Raw genomic sequence first — 23,148 nt, forward strand, 5'->3', positions numbered from 1 at the left:
GAGGAACATATAGAAGAAAAAGAGAGTATTAAAAAAGTAAATCAGTAAAAATAGATGTATTTTATAGCAAAAAAGCAAGCTCTTAGTGAGCTTGCTTTTTTGCTATAAAGAAACTTCTTTCTTGTTTTTTCTGCTCACTTGGACAGAGTTTGTTTCTTTTCGCTGTAATCGTTTTTCTAAAAGATTAACAAAATAAGTAAATAGAAGAACAATTACGAGGTAGTATACACCAACAATCATGTAAGTATCTAATTGTTGGAAGTTACCTGCTGCAATTGATAAACCTGATCCCCATAATTCGGACAGTCCTACGTAAGCAACAAGTGAAGAGTCTTTTAATCCGATAATAAATTGGTTTCCTAGAGGAGGAAGAGACAGACGAAAGGCTTGTGGTAATATAATTCGTCGCATAGCTAAAGGATAAGGCATGCCTAAAGAGCGAGCTGCTTCTAATTGTCCCCGGTCAACGGATTGAATAGATCCACGGAAAATTTCCGTAACATATGCACCGTTATGAATTGCTAAAGCGATTGCTCCTGCCCAAAAAGGGGTAAAAACAACAACGGATGTAATCCCAAAATAGAGAATAGCGATTTGAACAATTAAAGGTGTACCACGAATAATAGCAATATAGATATGAGCAATGCTATTTAAAACTTTGTTATTCGAGATTCGAAAGAAAGCAAATAATAATCCAATTAATGAACCGAGTACTAGGGAGGTTAATGTTAATTGTAATGTGACAATAGTAGCCTTTAAGAGTGTGGGATAGGTAGAGATAAAAATTTCAAACATGCGTTTCACCTCATATTGTATAGATTTTAGTAGAGAATGAAATGCCCCACATAAAATGAAAATTTAATCAGTGGGGCACTGTTTATGAAACTTTTGAATGGCTAACTTACTTCGTTTTTTCCTCTTCACCGAGAATATTACGCCCGAACCATTTTTTACTGATTTTTTCATACGTACCATCTTTAATGATTTCATCTAACGCTTTATTTACTTTCTCAACCATTTCTTTATCATCTTTGCGAATAGCAATTCCCATTTCATCAAGATTTAATGGTTTTCCGGCTTCTTTTATATTCGATTTTCCTTCTTTTATCATACGTAGACCAACCATTTGATCCGTAATTACTGCATCAACACGCCCAGGCTCTAAATCCATAAGAGCAGTAATATCGCTGTCATATTCTGTGATTTGATCTGTATATTTTGCAACAAGATTTTTAAAGGTACTAGCTTTTACAACACCAATTTTCTTACCTTTTAAATCTTCTGGAGAAGAGATAGCGTTATTCTTTTTAGCTACAAAAATTTGGGCGCCAGAGCGATAGTACGGATTTGAGAAACTAACAGCTTTTAAGCGCTCCTCTGTAATTGCCATACTACCCAGTATTACATCATATTTCTTCGCTTGAAGACCTTGAATCAGCGTTTCCCATGGGTTTGTAACTGGCGTAGCCTTCATGTTCATCTTTTTAGCAAGAGCTTCACCGATTTCTACATCAAAACCGACAAGTTTGCCGTCATTTTCTTTATAGTTAAAAGGTTTGTATAATCCACTCATCGCATAGCGAAATTCTTTTTCACCATTTGTTGAAGTAGTAGAGCTTTCTTTGCTACAAGCTCCTAGTATGAAAGATGTACATAGTGTAATGCTCGCAACAATGGTTAATAGTTTTCTTTTCATAAAACCCCTCCTATATATTGATCATACGGATGGTTTTTTAGTATGTTATTGAAATATTTTATTTGGATGATTAGTTGTGCACCGTATGAATGTATTGTTTTTCGTTCGAAACAAAAGTTACATTATAAAACGTTGCGTAAAAATTGTTTTGCCCGTTCATGTGATGGAGCTGAAAAGAATTGTGCTGGCGGAGCATCTTCTACAATCTTTCCATCATCCATAAAGATGACGCGATCAGCTACATCTCTTGCAAAATTCATTTCATGAGTAACAATAACCATTGTCATCCCTTCTTCAGCAAGTTCTTTCATAACTTGCAATACTTCTCCAACAAGTTCAGGGTCTAAAGCTGAGGTAGGCTCATCAAATAGCATAATCTTAGGGCTCATTGCAAGAGCTCGTGCAATGGCAATGCGCTGTTTTTGACCACCTGAAAGAAGATGAGGAGTTACATCCGCTTTATCTTGAAGGCCGACTTTTTGGAGAAGTTGAGTTCCAATATCCTTTGCATTTGCTTTCTCTAATTTTTTTACGTGAATAGGTGCTTCTATGATGTTTTCTAGTGAGGTCATATGAGGAAAGAGGTTAAAGTGTTGAAAAACCATACCGACATTTTCACGGACTTTATTTAAATTTGAATGCTTTGGATCAATTCGCTCACCTTGTAAGTGAATTTCGCCTTCATCGTACATTTCTAAAAAGTTAAGACAGCGAAGTAATGTACTTTTACCAGAACCACTGGCACCAATTAAAACAACAACTTCTTTTTCTTTTACTTCTAAATCAATTCCTTTTAACACATCAAGTGAACCGAATGATTTTACTAGATTTCGAACTTGAATCATACAAAACCCCCAGTTAAAAATATATTTTACAAATGTTGCCCCTTATTTCTGTTATTAGTCATAAATTGTCAGAATCCTTTATTTTTTTCGTGCAATTTGATATTCAAAGAAATAATATTTTTAAAATCTCTATATCCTTCTATAATGAAAATATGGATAATAATATATAGGTAGTATTTATATTGCTTATAAAAAGGGGGAAAAGGAAGATGGAAAAAGAAAGGAAAACATTTTCTTTTGGATTACGTACACAACTTATGCTATTCACTACAGTTTTAGCTTTCATTACATATTCAACAAGTATCTTTTTTATTTACGTGATATACGATTATTTTCAAAGTTATGTAAGTCAAACTGTATATAATATTATCGTTATGTTATTAGGGGTAGTATGGTCTGGAATTTTAGCATATGGAGCAGCCGTATTTTTAATTAAACCGCTTCGCAAGTTAGAAGAGGCGGCAAGAAAAGCAGCTGAGGGTGATATTCGTGAAGATGTTCCATTACCGAAGACAGATGATGAAATTAAATCTTTAAGTGTTGCATTTAATATGATGTTAGGAAACTTAAGGGGCATGGTAAAAAATATTGATACAACATTTTCGTATACAAATAATCAAGTACAGCAGATTAGAAAACAAACAGGCGAAGCAACGAGACAAGCGCAAGGTGTATCTGAGACACTTGCAGAGATTTCTTCAGGTGCTGAGCAATCAGCGGCATCAATTCAAGCAATTGTTTCTGCTGTTGATACAACGACTTCTATTGCAAGTGAAGTAGAAGAAAAAGCGAAGCAGTCTGATACATTGTCTTCAGAAATGGTTGAAGCTTTAGGGCATAGTACTCGTGTCTTTACGTCTTTAATTCAAGGTATTCAAACATTGGCAAAAGAAAATGAAGATTCAATGCAAAATGTACAGAAGTTAGAAGAACGAATGAAACAAGTAGAACATATTGTGTCTGTTGTGAGTGCGATTGCTAGCCAAACGAATTTATTAGCACTAAATGCTTCTATTGAGGCAGCTCGCGCAGGAGAGCATGGAAGAGGCTTTGCGGTTGTTGCGGAAGAAGTACGTAAACTTGCTGATGAAAGTGATCATTCTGCAAGAAACATATCGCAGTTATTACGGAATATGCAAGATGAAGTACAACAAGTTGCAATGAAAATGACAGAACAAGTGAAAATAGCTAAAGAAGAGGCGAAACGTGGGGAAGCTACGGAATTAATTTTAAAAGAAATGTCATCAAGTGTTATGGAAGTAGCCGATGCAACTCAGCAAATTAGTAGTTATATGAATGAACAAGTGAGCCACATTCATCAAACAGGAGCACAAACAAAAGCTGTAGCAGCAATTGCTGAAGAAACGTCAGCTGGTTCGCAAGAAGTGGCGCGTGTGACGCTACAACAGTCTAAAAATATGATAGTAATCGATCAATTATTAAAAGATTTAGAGAAGCAAGCAACTGATTTGAAACAAACAATTGAACGATTTTCAATGTGAAAGGAAGAACAGAATGCTGTTCTTCTCTTTTTTATTTAGCTTGATTTAATATTTACAGTTAAACTATGAACGTTTCCGCAACATTCTTTTCTGTCCCTTTCGGATGAAAATTATAGCGAGCTATAATATTAAAAGGGGTGTCTTTTATGAAAAAAGAAAAAAGACAACGGTTAATTAAACAATTTGTAAAGGAGTATGAAATAGATAAGCAAGAAAGATTAGTAGAATTGTTAGCAAAAAAAGATGTATTAGTAACACAAGCTACGGTTTCTCGCGATATTCGTGAGTTAAACTTAACGAAGGTACCTTCTCAAGAAGGATTAATGATATATAAAGTTTTCTCAGAAGAGCATGTACAAACTGATATAAAGTTAAAGAAAAAATTACGAGAAGTGGTTGTGAAAATTGATTGTGTAGATCAATTAATGGTTATTAAAACATTACCTGGTAATGCACATGTTATTGGTGTTTTATTTGATGAGTTAGATTGGAAAGAAAAAATAGGATGTATATGCGGAAATGATACATGCCTTATAATTTCACAGTCGAAATCAGATAGGGAGATTATAGAAGAAAGATTAAATTTAATTATTTAGATGCAAAAATCCTGTTTTTAATAAAATTAAAAACAGGATTTTTGTTTAAATACGGAAGTTAAATATTCAACATATATGCGTAATATATGTATTTTTTATTGAGAAAGCGAGATAGTTTGTTATAAAAATACATATTCGTATGATTTTAAAAAAATAACTTGTTTAATATTTCACAATGATAATGTGGATACTTTCACAAAGATGAAAGTGCAGAGCATTTATTATGTACTTGTAAGACATCAAACATATTTAAAAGGAGGTACAACAAATGAAACATCCGATACATGTTACTTCAGAAATTGGGGAATTACAAACGGTTTTATTAAAACGACCGGGTAAAGAAGTGGAAAACTTGACGCCAGATTATTTGCAGCAATTATTATTTGACGATATTCCATACTTACCAATTATTCAAAAAGAGCATGATTATTTTGCACAAACGTTACGCAATCGGGGTGTTGAAGTTCTTTATTTAGAAAAACTAGCCGCTGAGGCGTTAGTAGATAAAAAACTTCGAGAAGAATTTGTTGATCGTATTTTAAAAGAAGGACAGGCCGACGTAAATGTTGCACATCAAACTTTAAAAGAATATTTACTTTCCTTTTCAAATGAAGAATTAATTCAAAAAATTATGGGCGGTGTACGGAAAAACGAAATTGAAACAAGTAAGAAGACACATTTATATGAATTAATGGAAGATCACTATCCGTTTTACTTAGATCCAATGCCTAATTTATATTTTACTCGTGATCCAGCAGCTAGCGTGGGCGATGGCTTAACGATAAATAAGATGAGAGAACCAGCGCGTAGACGTGAATCATTATTCATGGAGTACATCATTAAATATCATCCAAGATTTGCAAAACATAATGTACCAATCTGGTTAGATCGTGATTATAAATTTCCAATTGAAGGTGGCGACGAGCTAATTTTAAATGAAGAAACAATTGCGATTGGAGTATCTGCTCGTACTTCAGCTAAAGCAATTGAACGTTTAGCTAAAAATCTCTTTAGCCGACAAAATAAAATTAAGAAAGTGTTAGCAATAGAAATTCCAAAATGTCGAGCATTTATGCATTTAGATACAGTATTTACAATGGTTGATTATGACAAGTTTACAATTCACCCAGCCATTCAAGGGCCAAAAGGGAATATGAATATTTATATTTTAGAAAAAGGATCAGATGAGGAAACTCTTAAAATTACACATCGTACTTCTTTAATGGAAGCATTAAAAGAGGTATTAGGCTTAAGTGAATTAGTTCTTATTCCATGTGGAGGAGGAGATGTAATTGCTTCTGCTCGTGAACAATGGAATGATGGCTCGAACACATTAGCAATCGCGCCAGGTGTAGTTGTTACATATGATCGCAACTATGTATCTAATACGTTATTACGGGAACACGGTATAGAAGTGATTGAGGTTCTAAGTTCGGAATTATCTCGTGGTCGTGGGGGTCCACGTTGCATGAGTATGCCAATTGTTCGTAAAGATATTTAGTATAAATAACGGAGAAAGTAGGGATGAATTATGTTAATGACTAGACCAAATTTAAAAGGAAGAAGCTTTCTAGCAGAAAAAGATTTTACACAAGAAGAATTATTATATTTTCTAGATTTGGCAGCAGAATTAAAAGAGAAAAAGAAAAATGGTATTCCGCATCATTATTTAGAAGGTAAAAATGTAGCGCTCTTATTTGAAAAAACTTCTACTCGTACACGTTGTGCATTTACAGTAGCATGTACAGATTTAGGAGCAAATCCTGAATATTTAGGGAAAGGTGATATTCAACTTGGGAAAAAAGAATCTGTAGAGGATACAGCAAAAGTGTTAGGGCGTATGTTTGACGGAATTGAGTTTCGTGGATTTAATCATGAAACCGTAGAATCTTTAGCACAAAATTCTGGTGTGCCGGTTTGGAATGGATTAACAGATATGTGGCATCCAACACAAACACTAGCAGATTTATTAACAATTAGAGAACATATAGGGAAATTGAAAAATGTGAAGCTCGTTTACGTTGGCGATGGACGAAATAATGTTGCTAATAGCTTACTAGTTGGTGGAGCAATCGTTGGAATGGATGTACGTATTTGTACACCGGAATCTTTATGGCCTGCACAAGAAGTAATTGATTTAGCAAAAAAATATAATGAACAGGTAATGATAACAAGTAATGTGGAAGAAGCTGTTGCGAATGCAGATGTAATTTATACAGATGTATGGGTGTCTATGGGGGAAGAAGAAAAATTTGCTGAACGTGTCGAGCTATTGAAACCTTATCAAGTAAATATGAAAATGATTAAAGAAACAGGGAATGAAAACGTGATTTTCTTACATTGTTTACCTGCATTTCATGGTGTTGAAACGATGTATGGCGAAGAAGTTTATGAGAAATATGGGTTGAAAGAAATGGAGGTAACTGACGAAGTATTCCGCAGTAAACATTCAAAAGTATTTGATCAAGCTGAAAATAGAATGCATACAATTAAAGCGGTTATGGCAGCTACTTTAGGAAACATGGAGTAAAGAAGAAAGGGAGTCTTCCTTTCTTCTTTCTCCTCCTTTAGACACTATCATTCACTATTGCTTTTGTATTGTTATTGCAATTTAAGAGAGGTGAGTGGAATGGGTGAAGATAAGAAATTAGGGTTGTTTACACTAACGGCTCTTGTAGTTGGGTCTATGATTGGCGGTGGAGCCTTTAATTTAGCGAGTGATATGGCAAAAGGTGCTGGTGCTGGAGCCATTATTATTGGCTGGGTTATAACAGGAATTGGGATGATTGCACTTGGATTATCTTTTCAAAATCTAACTGTAAAACGACCAGATTTAGATGGTGGTATTTTTAGCTATGCAAAAGCAGGATTTGGTAATTTCATGGGATTTAATAGTGCGTGGGGATACTGGCTATCTGCTTGGCTTGGGAATGTAGCTTACGGTACATTATTGTTTTCTTCATTAGGATATTTCTTCCCGATCTTTGAAGGCGGGCAAAATGTAGCGTCCATTATTGGTGCAAGCGTATTATTATGGTGTGTTCACATGTTAATTTTACGTGGAGTTCAATCAGCAGCCCTTGTGAATTTAGTAACTACAATCGCAAAATTAGTACCTGTATTTGTATTTATTGTCATAGGAATCTTCGCGTTTCATATTGATACGTTCTTAGATGGATTTTGGGGGCAAGCTGGTTCTTTTTCATGGGGAGCAGTTGGCAGCCAAGTTAAAAGTACAATGCTTGTAACTTTATGGGTATTTATTGGGGTAGAAGGGGCTGTTGTTTTATCCAGTCGAGCAAAAAATAGAAGTGATGTAGGGAAAGCAACCGTTATTGGCTTAATTGGTACACTCATCATTTATATTTTAATCACATTATTGTCTCTTGGACTTATGCAGCAAGCAGATATTGCAGGTTTGAAAAATCCGGCTATGGCTTATTTATTTGAAAGTGTTGTTGGAAAATGGGGTGCTATCTTTATTAATTTAGGTTTGGTCATCTCTGTATTAGGTGCTTGGTTAGGTTGGACTTTGCTCGCTTCTGAAATTCCATATTTAGCGGCTAAAGATGGAGTATTTCCAAAATGGTTTGCAAAAGAAAATAAAAATAAGGCTCCAGTAAATTCATTATGGATAACAAATGGTTTAATACAAATGTTCTTGTTAACATTCGTCGTTTCTGATCAGGCGTATAACTTTGCATTCTCTTTAGCATCTTCAGCTATTTTAATCCCATATGCTTTTTCAGCGTTTTATCAACTGAAGCATAGCTTAAAGTCTGAAGAAGCAGATCGAAATAAAAATATAATAATTGGCTTGATAGCCAGTATTTATGGCGTGTGGCTAGTTTATGCAGCTGGTTTAGAGTATTTATTATTAACAATGACTTTATATGCGCCAGGTATTTTTATTTTTTACAATGTTCAAAAGCAAAAGAGTTCGAAGCAAATATTTACTCGAGTGGAATTAGCATCATCCGTAGCAATTGGTGCTTTAGCATTCTTTGCGATTTATGGATTAATTACAGGCAGTATTACTTTATAAAGCGCTGTGAAAGCGAAATCAACTGGAGGGCTGGAATATGGCACGAAGAAAAATTGTAGTTGCACTAGGGGGAAATGCGATACAGTCTGGAGAAGCTACTGCGGGAGCGCAGCAAGAAGCGTTGGAAAAAACGGCAGAACAACTTGTGAAAATAATGGAAAATGATGTGGATATAGTAATTGCGCATGGAAATGGCCCACAAGTGGGGAATATTTTATTACAGCAAAAAGCTGCAGAAACGGAAAAGACACCTGCAATGCCATTAGATACTTGTGGGGCAATGAGCCAAGGAATGATTGGATATTGGATGGAAAATGCGATTGAAAAGGCATTGAAAAAACGGAATATAAAAAAAGACGTAGCAACGGTTATAACACGCGTTGTTGTGGATAAAAAAGATGAGGCATTTAAAAATCCAACTAAACCAATCGGTCCTTTTTATACAGAAGAAGAGGCCAGAAGATTAATGGATGAAACAAAAGCAGTGTTTAAAGAAGATGCTGGTAGAGGATGGAGACGTGTTGTTCCATCACCGAAGCCTGTAAGTATTCATGAACATAAAGTGATTAATTCTTTGGTCGAAGATGGAAATATAGTGATAGCTGTTGGCGGAGGTGGAATTCCAGTAATTGATTCCGAAGAAGGGCTAAAAGGAACTGAAGCGGTTATCGATAAAGATTTCGCTGCACAGAAATTAGCAGAATTAGTAGATGCCGATACGCTCGTTATTTTAACTGCAGTTGATCATGTGTATGTAAATTATAATCAACCGAATCAAAAAAAATTAGAGCATGTCACAGTGAATCAATTAGAAGAATATATTGAAGAACAACAATTTGCTGCGGGAAGCATGCTTCCGAAAATTGAAGCTGCTATTAATTTTGTTAATACAAATCCAAAAAGAAAAACAATTATTACGTCTTTAGAAAAAGTATATGAAGCACTAGAAGAAAAAGCCGGTACTATTATTTCAAAACAGAATGTATGCATGTATGTTTAAATTATTATGTACGCTACTTATTAGTAAAAAAAGAATGGAGTTAGTAACTTCATTCTTTTTATTTATTAATATTTTTGTATTCATTGTTCATAAAGTTTTCATGATGAAATCTGAATATACAAGTTAATTATGGTAAAATTCAAATTGAATACGCTTTCTTGATTTTTCGCTCCAACATACAGCAAAAGAGAGGGAATTTTATGAATAGACGGAACGTAGTGAAAGACTTAAAGCAGTTCGAATTATTTGCTCATTTAACAGAAAAAAAATTGAAAGGCTTAACAGAGTTTGTTTATTGGCGAACTTATAAAAAAGGTCAATTTTTATTTTTAGAAGGGGATTCAAGGGAAAGAATTTACTTCATGTTAGATGGTTTTGTAAAGTTAGAGCGGGTTAATCAAAATGGGAACTTATTATACGATGACTATGTAAAGCGGTATTCTATTTTTCCTTATGGTGGTATGTTTACAGACAGAGGATATAACTATACAGCAGAAGCAATGACGGATGTGGAGGTATATTATATTCCAACGGTAATCTTTGAAGATATGGTAAAGTCCAGCAGAACGCAATTAATGTACGTTGTTCAGCAATTATCATCTATATTAAAATTGAACGAAAATCGAGTGCAAAATATTACAATTCCTAATGCACAAGATCGTGTTATCCAAACGTTAAATTATTTAATGCAGGATTTAGGAGAACAGAGTGGAGAAAAGATTGTAATTTCATGTCCACTTACAACAATTGAAATATCCAAAATATCTGGAACATCTCGAGAGACAGTTAGCAGCGTATTAAAACAATTAAAAAATGATAGCATTGTTACAATTTTAGATAAAAAAATTACAATACATGATCCAACATATTTTGAAGAAATCTCTATGTGAAAATTGTATATTGATTTTTTAATTCATAGTGTATATTAATAAGGTTCTTTATATATTTATAAGGAACTTTTTTACGTTATCCTCTATAAAAAGATTGTATAGTATGGTAATAATAGCTAAAATCGATAATAAAATACAAAGTGAAGGGGAGAAAGAATGATTCGTATTGAGTATGATCGATTAGTAGCTATTTGTTACAGTATAGGGGTTTTGTTATTATTAAAAATTCCAAATGATAATGAATTAATTGGGGAAAAACTATTCAATGTCTATAAGGTTCCGATACATACGTATGTTTATATGGATTATAAAGTCTCAAATATATTGATTGTTTCTTTCATACTACATGTAATTGCATTTATATTATTTTTAAAATGGCTAGGAAAAAAGGAGTCTAGTACATTTAGAAAAACGAATAAGATAAAAGTAGTAGGCATTAGTATTTTGATTGTAATGATGCCGTTTATTTTAAATACAATCCTCCAGACATTGAATAAAACATGGTACTACGCAGGAAAAACAGGGGTAGAAGCAATAGAATATAAAAAAGAAGATAGCCAGTGTAGAATGGAGAAAAATGGAGAGAATATCCAACCGAAGTGCATTGTTACTTTAAAAAATTATCGTAATCATTCACAAGCATTAAAAGTTGTTTTATATGATAATGCAAACGAGAATTCAAAAAGCTATCCAGTACCAAAACCAGTCTATTTACAAAAACATGAGACAAAGCAATTCGAATTTCAAGTTCCTGTTTCTTATAATAGAGGTATTGAAAAAGATAAAGTACCAAATATTAAATTACATTCATTGCATGAAAATGATACGAAATACAATTAATCTGTAAGTAAAAGTTTATGAGTAGGAGCAAGAATTTGAAACGATATAGAAAATCAACTTGAATCATCCAACATACTGCGAGGTAACGGTATATTGGATGATTTTTTTATGTTATCCCTTTTTTCATGTATGAAAAGGAGGAATACTTTGTTGGAAATGAAAAACATCACAAGGATCATACATGGTTTTTACTTTACGTAATCTGCGAAAGTTAGAGCCATAATAACTAGTTTGCCAATTTTTAATGTCGATATCGGGCCAGTTCACATAGTCACCTAGTGTATAAGGATCTAAGCTTTCTCGTAAAACTTTAACCCAGCGTATATTTCGATTTTCTTCATCATCGCATTTCCAAGAGGTAATGTATTCTTGAGCAATAATTGCTTTACGATGAAAATAAGCCGTTTTATTCGGCGAAATATTTTCAACAGCACCTATGAGCGATTGATGCCAAATACTAGCATCTTTATTTGGTGCATGAGAAAGAAAGTATTGCATGATTTGAATGCCTTTAAGGGGAATAGGTTTATAGATATAGGAACCAGAGCGCTTGAAATTTTCAGGGATGTTACCGCCATTAAAAAATTCAACAGCCTTTATATAAGGAACTTCTTCTATAAAGAGAGAGGGGCTACCAGTTTCAAGAAGAGGTGAAGAATGAGATTTACCTTTGTGAGAAATAAATAAAGCATAAGAATAAAGAATCTACATAGAGTTCAATGAAAACAGTTGCAAACTGTTCATATTTTGTTATGATAGTGTTACGAAAACGTTTGCATAAAATTCCGATGGGATGCAAAAGGAGAGAATGACTATGAATAAGACATGGTGGAAAGAAGCGGTTGCTTATCAAATTTATCCACGAAGCTTTATGGATTCAAATGGTGATGGTATTGGAGATTTACAAGGTATTATTGCAAAACTGGATTATTTAAAAGATTTAGGTATAGATGTAATTTGGATTTGTCCAATGTATAAATCGCCTAATGATGATAATGGTTATGATATTAGTGATTATCAAGATATTATGGATGAGTTTGGTACAATGGCAGACTTTGATGCTTTACTAGATGAAGTTCATAAGCGTGATATGAAGCTAATTATTGATTTAGTTATTAATCATACGAGTGATGAACATCCATGGTTTATTGAATCACGTTCATCTAAAGATAATCCGAAGCGTGATTGGTATATTTGGCATGATGGTAAAGATGGTGCGGAGCCAAACAACTGGGAAAGTATTTTTAATGGTTCGGCATGGGAATATGATGAAGAAACAGAACAATATTATTTACATCTATTCTCACGTAAACAACCAGATTTGAACTGGGAGAATAAAGAAGTTCGCGAAGTACTATATGATACGGTTAATTGGTGGCTTGATAAAGGTATTGATGGTTTCCGCGTTGATGCGATCAGTCATATTAAAAAAGAAGAAGGCTTTAAGGATATGCCAAATCCAAAAGAGTTAAAATATGTGCCATCTTTTGATAAACATATGAATGTGAAAGGTATTCAACCTTTATTAGAAGAGCTAAAAGAAAATACATTCTCTAAGTACGATATTATGACTGTTGGTGAAGCAAATGGCGTTAAGATTGAAGATGCTGAGCTTTGGGTTGGAGAAGAGCAAGGTAAGTTCAATATGGTATTCCAGTTTGAACATTTAAGTTTATGGGATGCAGAGAAGAAGAAAGACCTTGATGTTGTAGGATTGAAAAAAGTATTAACGAAATGGCAAAAAGGATTGGAAAATAAAGGATGGAACGCTTTATATATTGAGAATCATGATAAACCACGTATCGTTTCAACATGGGGAGATGACAAACAATATTGGCGTGAAAGTGCAACAGCTCTAGGAGCGATGTATTTCTTTATGCACGGTACACCGTTTATTTATCAAGGACAAGAAATTGGTATGACAAATGTTCAGTTGCCAAATATTGAAGATTACGATGATGTAGCAATTAAAAATTTATATCGCGAGAAAATTGCAGAGGGCGTACCACATCAAGATATGATGGAGATTATATGGGCTTCTTGCCGCGATAATTCCCGTACACCTATGCAGTGGAATGATGAGATGAATGCTGGTTTCACAACGAGTACACCTTGGTTTAGCATGAATCCAAATTACAAAGAAATTAATGTTGAGAAGCAAAAAAATGAAGAAAAGTCTATTTTCAATTTCTATAAGAAAATGATTGCTCTGAAAAAAGAGCACGATGTACTGAACTATGGTACGTACGATTTACTTTTAGAAGAAGATCCACAAATTTATGCATATACACGTACGTTACAGGATGAAAAAGTCATTGTAATTAGTAATATCTCAAAAGAGGAAGCTGTGTATAATGAGGGTTCATTTGCACTAAAACGCAAACGTTTGCTTTTAAATAACTATGAAGTTGCGGAACATGAAGAAGTAACAACAATTGCTTTAAAACCTTATGAAACAAGGGTTTATCGCATTTCATAATAAAAAAGGATGCTCTTTGAGCATCTTTTTTTATGAAAAAAATAAATTTCTATTGCAAAGTGAAAACGCTTTTATTAAAATAGATTTATGAAAACGGTTGCGCAAAGATAAAAATAAAGTAATATAAGGAATCGTTTTCATAAAGGGAACAGAAATTATAATTTAAATCATTATGTTGTTATAAATAAAGGGGAGGAAGAACAGATGAAAATTACGTCTTTTGATTTTTGGCAAAAGTTCGGGAAAGCGTTATTAGTTGTTGTAGCCGTAATGCCAGCAGCTGGTTTAATGATTTCCATCGGTAAGTTAATTGGTATGTCTGCTGGGGATGTTAACGCAGTTCATACAATTGCTCGCGTAATGGAAGACATCGGTTGGGCAATCATTACAAATCTACACATCTTATTCGCAGTAGCAATTGGGGGATCTTGGGCGAAGGATCGTGCAGGTGGTGCATTTGCAGCGCTATTAGCATTCGTCTTAACAAACCGAATTACAGGAGCTATATTTGGCGTAAACGCTCAAATGTTAGCGGATTCAAAAGCGACAGTTTCTTCAGTAATAGCAGGAGATTTACTTGTAAAAGATTACTTTACTTCTGTACTTGGTGCACCAGCATTAAACATGGGAGTTTTCGTAGGGATTATCACAGGTTTCTTAGGAGCTACTTTATATAACAAATATTATAACTATAATAAACTGCCACAGGCATTAGCATTCTTTAATGGAAAACGATTTGTACCATTCGTTGTAATTCTTTGGTCTACAGTTACTGCGATTGTATTATCACTTCTATGGCCATTCATCCAAAGTGGGTTAAATGAATTTGGTCGCTGGATTGCAGCTTCAAAAGATAGTGCACCAGTTGTTGCACCGTTTGTATATGGAACGTTAGAGCGTTTATTATTACCATTTGGTTTACACCATATGTTAACGATTCCGATGAACTATACAGAGCTAGGCGGAACATATACGATGCTAACTGGTTCAAAAGTTGGACAAGTTGTAGCAGGACAAGATCCATTATGGCTTGCATGGATTACAGATTTAAATAATTTACTAGCAAATGGAGATACGAAGGCATATAACGATTTATTAAATAACGTTGTACCAGCTCGTTTCAAAGCTGGACAAGTTATCGGCTCAACAGCAGCGTTAATGGGGATTGCATTTGCGATGTTCCGTAACGTTGATAAAGAAAAGCGTGCAAAATATAAACCAATGTTTTTATCAGCAGCATTAGCAGTATTCTTAACAGGTGTAACAGAACCAATTGAATTCATGTTCATGTTTATTGCTCCAGTATTATATGTTGTATATGCTATTACAACAGGACTTGCATTCGCGCTAGCTGATTTAATTAACTTACGTGTTCATGCATTTGGATTTATTGAGTTAATTACTCGTACACCAATGATGGTTAACGCAGGTTTAACAAGAGACTTAATCAACTTTGTTATTGTTTCATTAGTGTTCTTCGGTCTTAACTTTACACTATTTAATTTCTTAATTAAAAAATTCAACTTACCAACACCAGGGCGTGCAGGTAACTATATTGATAATGAAGATGAGGCATCAGAAGGAACAGGAAATGTACAAGACGGTTCATTAGCAACAAAAGTTATCGATTTATTAGGTGGAAAAGAAAATATTGCTGACGTAGATGCTTGTATGACGCGCTTACGTGTAACAGTAAAAGATTTAGATGTTGTTGCACCAGAAGCACAGTGGAAACAAAATGGTGCTCTAGGGCTTATTGTAAAAGATAAAGGTGTACAAGCGGTATATGGTCCGAAAGCTGACGTATTAAAGTCAGACATTCAAGATATGTTAGGTGCGTAATAATATGAAATTGCTAACTTTAAACTGTCATTCTTGGCAAGAAGAGAATCAAATAGAAAAGATACAATACCTTGCTAAAGTAATTCAAGAAGAAGAGTACGATGTCATCGCATTGCAAGAAGTAAGTCAGTCCATACAAGCTGAAAATGTATGCGGTAACAAGAAAGAAGATAATTTTGGACTTTTACTATTAGAAGAGTTAAAAGCGCTACATGTAAAAGATTACAATATTACTTGGGATCTCTCTCATATTGGTTATGACGTGTATGAAGAAGGATTAGCGATTATAACGAAGCATAATATTATAAAAGAAGATACGTTCTTCATTTCAAAAAACGAGGATACAACGTATTGGAAAACACGTAAAATTGTAAGTACAACAATTGCTTATAATGGTAAGGATATAACGTTTTACTCTTGCCATCTCGGTTGGTGGAATGATGAAGAAGAGTCATTCAAAGGTCAAGTTGATCGTTTGATGGAGCGTGTAGATAGCAATAAGCTCGCCTTCTTAATGGGGGATTTTAATAACAATGCTCGGTTGGAAGGCGAAGGTTATGAGTATATGATGCAAAAAGGGTTGTATGACACATATGAATTAGCAATAGAGAAGGATGAAGGAACGACTGTCCAAGGTGAGATTGCTGGTTGGGATGAAAATAAACATAATTTGCGAATCGATCTAATATTGTGTAACCAAAGTAAAAAAGTTCATTCTTCAAAAGTTATTTTCAATGGTACAAACAGAAATGTAATTTCAGATCATTTCGGTGTAGAGGTTCAATTGGATATATAATAGAAGAAATCCTCACAGAGAATAAAAGCTGTGAGGATTTTTTTTAGGAATACAAGTATTTCCAAGAGAAAATACTTGTATTTTTTATGACATTTCATATATATTTGTTATTATTGAATGTAAAACCGATTTGGTCATTTTGTATTCATACTTTGACTCACTTCGTTATATAATGAAGTAAGTGAAAGTTAATGGGAAAAAATAGTACGTTTTTGGTTAATACACGATGTAGAAAGTGATATAATTGCAAAATGTATGTATCATTTTCTAAAGAAGGAAAAATATATAATTAGGTGATAACTTCTATGAAACAAATTTGGCGTATTTATAAGACAGATTTACGGAATGTAGCCAAACATTGGGCTGCAATTGTTATTGTTTTAGGATTAATGATTTTACCATCGTTATATGCATGGTTTAACATTAAAGCTTCTTGGGATCCGTATGGAAATACAAAAGAGGTTCCCATTGCAGTTTCCAACCAAGATGCAGGTTCTAATTTAAGAGGGAAAGATATTAATATCGGGAAAGAGATTGTAGACTCCCTTAAGAAAAACAAAAATCTTGGCTGGAAATTTGTAGATGAAAAACAAGCAATTTACGGAGTTGAGCGTGGGGATTATTATGCAAGTATTACGATTCCAAAAGACTTCTCTGAAAAAATCGCAACTGTTCTGGATGAAAATCCGAAAAAACCAGAACTGGATTACTATGTAAATGAGAAAGTAAACGCGATTGCACCGAAGATTACAGCAAAAGGTGCATCAGGTATTACAGAAGAAATTAGTAAAAACTTTGTTAAAACAGCAAACGGTGAGATTTTTAAAATTTTCAATGACCTTGGAATCGATTTAGAAACAAACTTACCAAGTATCGAGAAAGTAAAAGATCTTGTCTTTAAGCTAGAAGCGCAGTTCCCAGAAATGAATACACTCATGGATAAGGCGTTAGATGATGCAACTCGAGCAGAAGATGTTGTGAAAGTAGCGCAGAAAGATTTACCTGTTGTAGAGAGTGTAATAAATGATGGGCAGGAAGCGTTGGCGAATTTAGATAAGTTCTTTGCAAGACAAGATCAAACATTAAAAAATGCTCCAGGGACGATAAGAAATGATTTAGTGGCAGCAAAAGGCGTTATGGATAGTGCAGCTGCATTTACTGACTTTTTAATGAATCCAGGTGTAGAATTAAATATTCCTGATTTGTCTGGAATGAATGGATTACCTGAATTCCCAGCGAGACCAGATCTTTCTAAGTTGAATAGTGATGGGTATAAAGGGATAGCACAAAATATTAATCAAACAGTAAATAATGTTCTAAGCTCATCACGTGCAGGAACAGCTTATGCACAAAGTGTTATGGATGGATTGCAAAATGGAAGCGTTGATCCAGAGATAGCTAAGAAAAATATTTCGACTATATCTAATAATCTTCAAACGCATATTGACAATCTTTCTTATGTAATTGATGTTATGGCTCGTTTAGAGCAAGGGGCTCAAACTGAGTTTGGGCAAAATTTCTTTAAAACAAGAAAAGAGCATTTAACGGATATTAAGAATGGACAACAAGATTTAAATAATCGTTTTAAACGTTTAAACGATTTAATTAGCACAGGTCAGGAAGTTAAACAAGATGTGCGTGATGGAATTAATCAGAAATTAAATGAAACAAATGCTTTAATCGATCGAGCTGAAAAAGATTACAATGAAACGTTTGTAGCTGATTATAAAAAGGCAGTTAGCGCGGTAGATCAAGCTAAAGCTGATGCAAATCAAATATATGATAATGCAAAAGCAGATTATGATAAAGCAAAAAATAGCCTTGAAGGTGCAAAAGCAGATTTACAGAAAGCAAAAGAAGATGTACAAAATAGAGGTATTAACGGTTTAGATTCAACGAAAGTAGCTTTAAATAGCTTAAATGGTCAATTCCAATCTGGAATCGGTTTAATTGATGATATGATTCCAGTTCTAGAAAGTACAAATAAGGTTTTAGCGGATGTAAATAGTGATAAAAACCTTAATAATGGAATCGCAAAATTAAACAAAGCGAAAAGCAGCTTACAAAAAGGTGTAGAGGCAACGAATAAGGGAATTACACTTCTTAACAATGGCCAGAAACCTACAAAAGATGTAATTGAAAGTATTAACAACGCTGCGAAGGGCGGATCAGCTCAATTAACAGATGTATTATCGACGTATGATTCAGAAATTGTACCTAATTTCAATACAGCAATTGCTCGTACAAAAGAGATGTCGAAAAATACAACTCAAATTTTAAATGATGCAGACAAAAAGCTTCCAGATGTTAAAAAATTACTAGAAGATTCATCAAAAGGTTTAGTAGATGGTAAAAAGAAATTAGCAGACATTAAAGCTGAAATGCCAGCTACTGAGAAAAAGATTAAAGAATTAGCAGATAAAATTCGTGATTTTGAATCTGAAGAGGATTTAAAAGACATTATACGCTTATTGAAAAATGATGTTGAAAAGCAAAGTGATTACTTTGCGAATCCAGTAAATTTAAAAGAAAATAAATTATTTGCGATGCCGAACTACGGTTCAGCGATGTCACCATTCTATACAGTGCTTGCATTATGGGTAGGCGCATTATTAATGGTTTCATTATTAACGGTAGAAGTACACGAAGAGGGCGCGAATTATAAGAGCCATGAAATTTACTTCGGACGTTTATTAACATTCTTAACGATAGGTCTTTCACAAGCGTTTATCGTATCGATGGGAGATATATTCTTACTCGGTACGTACGTAGTCGATAAGTTCTGGTTTGTGTTATTTAGTTTATTTATTGGTGGAGTCTTCGTTTGTATCGTATACTCACTCGTTTCTATTTTCGGAAACGTTGGGAAATCGATGGCGATTATTTTACTTGTACTACAAGTAGCAGGATCGGGCGGAACATTCCCAATCCAAATGACACCAGCGTTCTTCCAAGCGATTTATCCGTTCTTACCATTCACATACGCAATTAGCGCAATTCGTGAAACAGTTGGTGGAATGCTTTGGGATATCGTAACGCGAGATTTACTTGTGTTAAGTGCTTTCGTAGTAGTTATGATTGTTGCTGCGTTATTACTGAAAACACCAATTAACAAATCAAGTGAAAAATTTGTTGAGAATGCAAAAGGAAGTAAAATCATTCACTAAAATAAAAGGTTCCTACCGATAGAGGTAGGAACCTTTTTGTTTAATCAAATTTTAATTTTTTTAATGCTTCCGCGAATGGGTTATTTAATGGTTCTTCTTCTTTTTTCTGTTGTTTCATATATTTTTGAACGTCGCGTTTATCGGCTTTGTTTCCAGATTCTTTTTTACGTCGCTCTTGGAATGTTGATAATTTCTCGCGATAGCCACATTTACATGCGAAAATTTGGCCTCCACCCTCACCACGTAATTCTAGTTTCTTTTTACATTGCGGACAGCGAGCATTTGTTGTACGAGATACATTTTTACGATGACCACATTCACGGTCTTGGCAAACGAGCATTTTTCCTTTTTTGCCGTTTACTTCTAGCATTGGTTTACCGCAATCTGGACAAGACTTCGTTGAAATGTTGTCATGTTTATATTTTTTATCACTCGATTTAATTTCAGAAACAATTTCTTTCGTATAGTTCTTCATTTCCGAAATGAATACTTCTTTTTTCAATTTACCTTTTGCGATAGCCTCAAGTTTTTGTTCCCATTCACCAGTTAGTGTAGGAGATTTTAATTCTTCTGGTACTAAATCAAGTAACTGGCGACCTTTTGAAGTAATGTGAATATCTTTACCACGTTTTTCAATTAAGAATGAATTGAATAGCTTGTCGATAATGTCTGCACGTGTCGCTACAGTACCTAATCCACCAGTCGATTTTAACGTATCAGCAAGTTGTTTATTTTGCGTATCCATATATTTTGTAGGATTCTCCATTGCTGAAAGTAAGGTTGCTTCATTAAAGCGTGCAGGTGCTTTCGTTTGACCTGATGTTTGCATAATTAACTTTACAGTTAATGTATCGCCTTTTTCAATGTGAGGTAGAATCTGCTCTTTTACGTCATCAGTTACATCATCGTCTTCAAATCGATTTTCGTATACTTCCTTCCAACCAGCATGTAAAATCGTTTTTCCGCGTGCAATGAATGTTTCACTACCAACTTTGGTACGTAATGTTAGTTGCTCGTATTCGAATGCTGGGAATAAAACAGCTAAGAAACGTTTTACAACTAAATCATAAATTTTGCGTTCTTTATCTGTGAATGCTGCGAAGTTAACGTATCCTTCTGTTGGAATAATCGCATGATGATCGCTTACTTTACTATCATCAACAAATGATTTGTTAGGTTTGATAGGCTTTTGTAATACTTTATGTGCGAAGGGACGGTATTCTCCAACACCACATGCTTTTAGACGTTCTGGAAGTGTTCCAACGATATCAGATGAAATGTAGCGTGAATCTGTACGAGGGTACGTTAGTACTTTATGCTGTTCATACAATTTTTGCATAATATTTAATGTTTCTTTAGCAGAGTAACCGAACTTTTTATTTGCATCACGTTGCAATTCAGTTAAATCGTAAAGACCAGGAGAGAATGACTTCTTCTGTTTCTTATCAATTTCCACAACAGTAGCATTTTGTTTATCTAAACTTTTTACAATACCATCGATTTTTTCTTTATTAAAACTACGGCTATTGCCATTTGCATCTTGCCAAGTAAGTTTGAGCTTCTCCATTGTTTGAGCTTCGATGCCGTAGTAAGTTTGAGCTTTGAAGTTCTTTATTTCATCCTCACGACTAGCAATCATAGCAACAGTAGGGGTTTGCACACGGCCGCAATTTAACTGGGCATTAAAGCGAGTCGTTAAAGCACGAGTTGCATTAAGACCGATATACCAGTCAGCTTCTGAACGTGCAACTGCTGAAGCGTATAAATTGTCATAGGCTTTACCTGGTTTTAAATTTGCAAAACCATCTTTAATTGCTTTATCGGTTACAGAAGAAATCCATAAACGTTTGATTGGTTTATTTAGCTTAACTTTATCGATAATCCAGCGTGCGACTAATTCCCCTTCACGTCCAGCGTCTGTTGCTACAATAATTTCATTTACATCTTTTCTAAGTAGCTGACTTTTTACAGCATTAAATTGTTTACCAGTTTGTTTAATAACCGTTAATTTCAAACGCTCAGGTAGCATCGGTAAATCTTCTAAATTCCACTTTTTATATTTCACATCATAACTTTCTGGATCTGCTAATGTAACGAGATGACCTAAAGCCCAAGTTACAATATATTTACTACCCTCAAGATAGCCGTTTCCTTTTTTATCACACTTCAGTACACGAGCAATATCTCGTGCAACGGAAGGTTTTTCAGCGATTACAACGCTTTTTGACATATTAAAAACATCCTTTCAAATTTCCATAAGTTAAATATAGCATACATCTTCTTGAGATTCAGTTTCGCTCCATATTTGATCGGTTTTTAGTGGGATGAACAAAACACTCACTGATTAAAGTTTCACTTGATTATGTTTATTGTTATATAGGTTGCTTCTATATGAAATAGAAAAGTAAAGAACTTGTTATTTTAGTAGAATAAGAGTAGACTTTGAAGTAGATGAATAATAAGCACATGGGAGTTTGTGGATGCAAACTGAGAGTATGACTAGTCCGTCATTGACCATTTGAACCTGTTGGATAATGCCAGCGTAGGGAGAGTGTAAAAGCACATGTTCAGGCACTTTGCGTACGCGCAAAGTGTCTTTTTGTGTATCTCCCATCATTATAGTTAGGAGATGAAAAGGATGAATATGAAAGAAATTAGTAAAGTAGTGGATTTGGTGAGAGAATCTAATCCGCTCGTTCATAATATTACAAATGTTGTTGTAACAAATTTTACTGCTAACGGTTTGTTGGCACTTGGAGCATCGCCTGTAATGGCGTATGCAAAAGAAGAAGTAGCAGAAATGGCTAGCATTGCTGGAGCGTTAGTATTAAATATGGGGACACTTCGTCCTGAAGAAGTAGAAGCGATGTTACTCGCGGGTAAATCAGCAAATGCGAACAATGTGCCAGTACTATTTGACCCAGTTGGTGCAGGAGCAACTTCGTATCGAACAGAAGTTGCGAGACATATTCCAGCCGAAATCGATTTAGCGATTATCCGCGGAAATGCAGCTGAAATAGCAAATGTTATTAATGAAAAATGGGAAATTAAAGGGGTAGACGCTGGTACTGGAAAGGGCAATGTTGTAAGCATTGCAAGGCAGGCAGCAGACGAATTGAATACAGTTGCGGTCATTACTGGAAAAGAAGATGTTGTTACAGATGGAGAGCGAACTGTTCTTATTCGAAACGGTCACCCTATTTTAACGAAAGTTACGGGAACAGGGTGTTTACTAACTTCAGTAATAGGAGCATTTGTAGCAGTTGAAAAAGATTATGTAAAGGCAACTGTAGCAGCATTAACGTTTTATGGTGTAGCTTCGGAACTGGCAGCTGCTAAAACAGTAGAAAAAGGGCCAGGTAGTTTCCAAATTGAATTTTTAAATCAATTAGCGAATACAACTTCAGCTGATATAGAGAAATATGGGAAGATTGAGGAGTTAGAGTAAGG

At 34.5% G+C, this 23,148-nt stretch carries 16 protein-coding genes, 3 pseudogenes and 1 riboswitch; of the genes and pseudogenes, 14 read left to right on the top strand and 5 right to left on the bottom strand.

Annotated elements, in window-relative coordinates:
• Positions 1–102 precede the first annotated feature (102 nt).
• From DN400_RS00645 to DN400_RS00655, 3 genes are all read right to left on the bottom strand, one after another.
• Entirely contained in the window at positions 103–858 is a 756-nt protein-coding gene (locus tag DN400_RS00645) for an amino acid ABC transporter permease (protein WP_139062908.1), read from the bottom strand.
• Positions 859–901: 43 nt separating this feature from the next.
• On the bottom strand, positions 902–1,696 hold the full coding sequence (locus DN400_RS00650; protein WP_000823768.1) for an ABC transporter substrate-binding protein: 795 nt from the start codon (positions 1,694–1,696) through the stop codon (positions 902–904).
• 122 nt (positions 1,697–1,818) lie between these two features.
• Complete coding sequence (locus DN400_RS00655) at positions 1,819–2,541, bottom strand: amino acid ABC transporter ATP-binding protein (RefSeq protein ID WP_000616925.1); 723 nt, start codon at positions 2,539–2,541, stop codon at positions 1,819–1,821.
• 374 nt (positions 2,542–2,915) lie between these two features.
• Between DN400_RS00655 and DN400_RS30220 the strand changes: the two are divergent.
• From DN400_RS30220 to DN400_RS00695, 9 genes and pseudogenes are all read left to right on the top strand, one after another.
• Positions 2,916–3,101 (top strand): annotated as a pseudogene (locus DN400_RS30220) (HAMP domain-containing protein); the annotation flags it as partial.
• Between the two features lie 369 nt (positions 3,102–3,470).
• Positions 3,471–4,043, top strand: a pseudogene (locus tag DN400_RS30225) (methyl-accepting chemotaxis protein); the annotation flags it as partial.
• A gap of 146 nt (positions 4,044–4,189) precedes the next feature.
• A complete protein-coding gene (gene argR, locus DN400_RS00665; protein ID WP_000711827.1) occupies positions 4,190–4,639 on the top strand; it encodes an arginine repressor in 450 nt (149 codons plus the stop codon).
• 268 nt (positions 4,640–4,907) lie between these two features.
• The gene (gene arcA / locus DN400_RS00670) at positions 4,908–6,140 is read left to right on the top strand and encodes an arginine deiminase (protein ID WP_000682331.1); all 1,233 of its coding nucleotides are present in this window, start codon (positions 4,908–4,910) and stop codon (positions 6,138–6,140) included.
• A gap of 30 nt (positions 6,141–6,170) precedes the next feature.
• The gene (gene argF / locus DN400_RS00675; RefSeq protein WP_147801475.1) at positions 6,171–7,169 is read left to right on the top strand and encodes an ornithine carbamoyltransferase; all 999 of its coding nucleotides are present in this window, start codon (positions 6,171–6,173) and stop codon (positions 7,167–7,169) included.
• Positions 7,170–7,268: 99 nt separating this feature from the next.
• Positions 7,269–8,684, top strand: a complete 1,416-nt coding sequence (arcD, locus tag DN400_RS00680) for an arginine-ornithine antiporter (RefSeq protein WP_065229688.1) — start codon at positions 7,269–7,271, stop codon at positions 8,682–8,684.
• A 37-nt stretch (positions 8,685–8,721) separates the two neighbouring features.
• On the top strand, positions 8,722–9,684 hold the full coding sequence (gene arcC / locus DN400_RS00685) for a carbamate kinase (protein ID WP_000113948.1): 963 nt from the start codon (positions 8,722–8,724) through the stop codon (positions 9,682–9,684).
• A gap of 200 nt (positions 9,685–9,884) precedes the next feature.
• A complete protein-coding gene (locus DN400_RS00690; protein WP_001081905.1) occupies positions 9,885–10,574 on the top strand; it encodes a Crp/Fnr family transcriptional regulator in 690 nt (229 codons plus the stop codon).
• A 156-nt stretch (positions 10,575–10,730) separates the two neighbouring features.
• Positions 10,731–11,414 (top strand): hypothetical protein, encoded by a 684-nt coding sequence (locus DN400_RS00695; protein ID WP_000619194.1) that lies wholly within the window; start codon positions 10,731–10,733, stop codon positions 11,412–11,414.
• A gap of 123 nt (positions 11,415–11,537) precedes the next feature.
• Here DN400_RS00695 and DN400_RS00700 read toward each other — a convergent pair.
• A pseudogene (locus tag DN400_RS00700) lies at positions 11,538–12,074 on the bottom strand (BBE domain-containing protein); the annotation flags it as partial.
• Between the two features lie 154 nt (positions 12,075–12,228).
• Here DN400_RS00700 and DN400_RS00705 point away from each other — a divergent pair.
• The 4 genes from DN400_RS00705 to DN400_RS00720 all read left to right on the top strand — a co-directional run bounded on the left by DN400_RS00705 (position 12,229) and on the right by DN400_RS00720 (position 19,698).
• The gene (locus DN400_RS00705; protein WP_053513314.1) at positions 12,229–13,893 is read left to right on the top strand and encodes a glycoside hydrolase family 13 protein; all 1,665 of its coding nucleotides are present in this window, start codon (positions 12,229–12,231) and stop codon (positions 13,891–13,893) included.
• A 204-nt stretch (positions 13,894–14,097) separates the two neighbouring features.
• Positions 14,098–15,735: a PTS transporter subunit IIBC gene (locus tag DN400_RS00710; protein ID WP_088349477.1), complete on the top strand. Its 1,638-nt coding sequence runs from the start codon at positions 14,098–14,100 to the stop codon at positions 15,733–15,735.
• A 4-nt stretch (positions 15,736–15,739) separates the two neighbouring features.
• The gene (locus DN400_RS00715) at positions 15,740–16,531 is read left to right on the top strand and encodes an endonuclease/exonuclease/phosphatase family protein (protein ID WP_065229689.1); all 792 of its coding nucleotides are present in this window, start codon (positions 15,740–15,742) and stop codon (positions 16,529–16,531) included.
• A gap of 305 nt (positions 16,532–16,836) precedes the next feature.
• The gene (locus DN400_RS00720) at positions 16,837–19,698 is read left to right on the top strand and encodes a YhgE/Pip domain-containing protein (protein ID WP_097821965.1); all 2,862 of its coding nucleotides are present in this window, start codon (positions 16,837–16,839) and stop codon (positions 19,696–19,698) included.
• 40 nt (positions 19,699–19,738) lie between these two features.
• Here the strand turns inward: DN400_RS00720 and topB are convergent, their stop codons facing one another.
• A complete protein-coding gene (gene topB / locus DN400_RS00725; RefSeq protein ID WP_097821964.1) occupies positions 19,739–21,928 on the bottom strand; it encodes a DNA topoisomerase III in 2,190 nt (729 codons plus the stop codon).
• A gap of 226 nt (positions 21,929–22,154) precedes the next feature.
• A riboswitch (TPP riboswitch) is annotated at positions 22,155–22,264 on the top strand.
• A gap of 72 nt (positions 22,265–22,336) precedes the next feature.
• Here topB and thiM point away from each other — a divergent pair.
• Positions 22,337–23,146: a hydroxyethylthiazole kinase gene (gene thiM, locus DN400_RS00730; RefSeq protein WP_147801476.1), complete on the top strand. Its 810-nt coding sequence runs from the start codon at positions 22,337–22,339 to the stop codon at positions 23,144–23,146.
• Positions 23,147–23,148: the final 2 nt, after the last annotated feature.

Origin of the sequence: Bacillus sp. AR8-1 (assembly GCF_008042345.1) — a bacterium.
GTDB lineage: Bacteria > Bacillota > Bacilli > Bacillales > Bacillaceae_G > Bacillus_A > Bacillus_A cereus.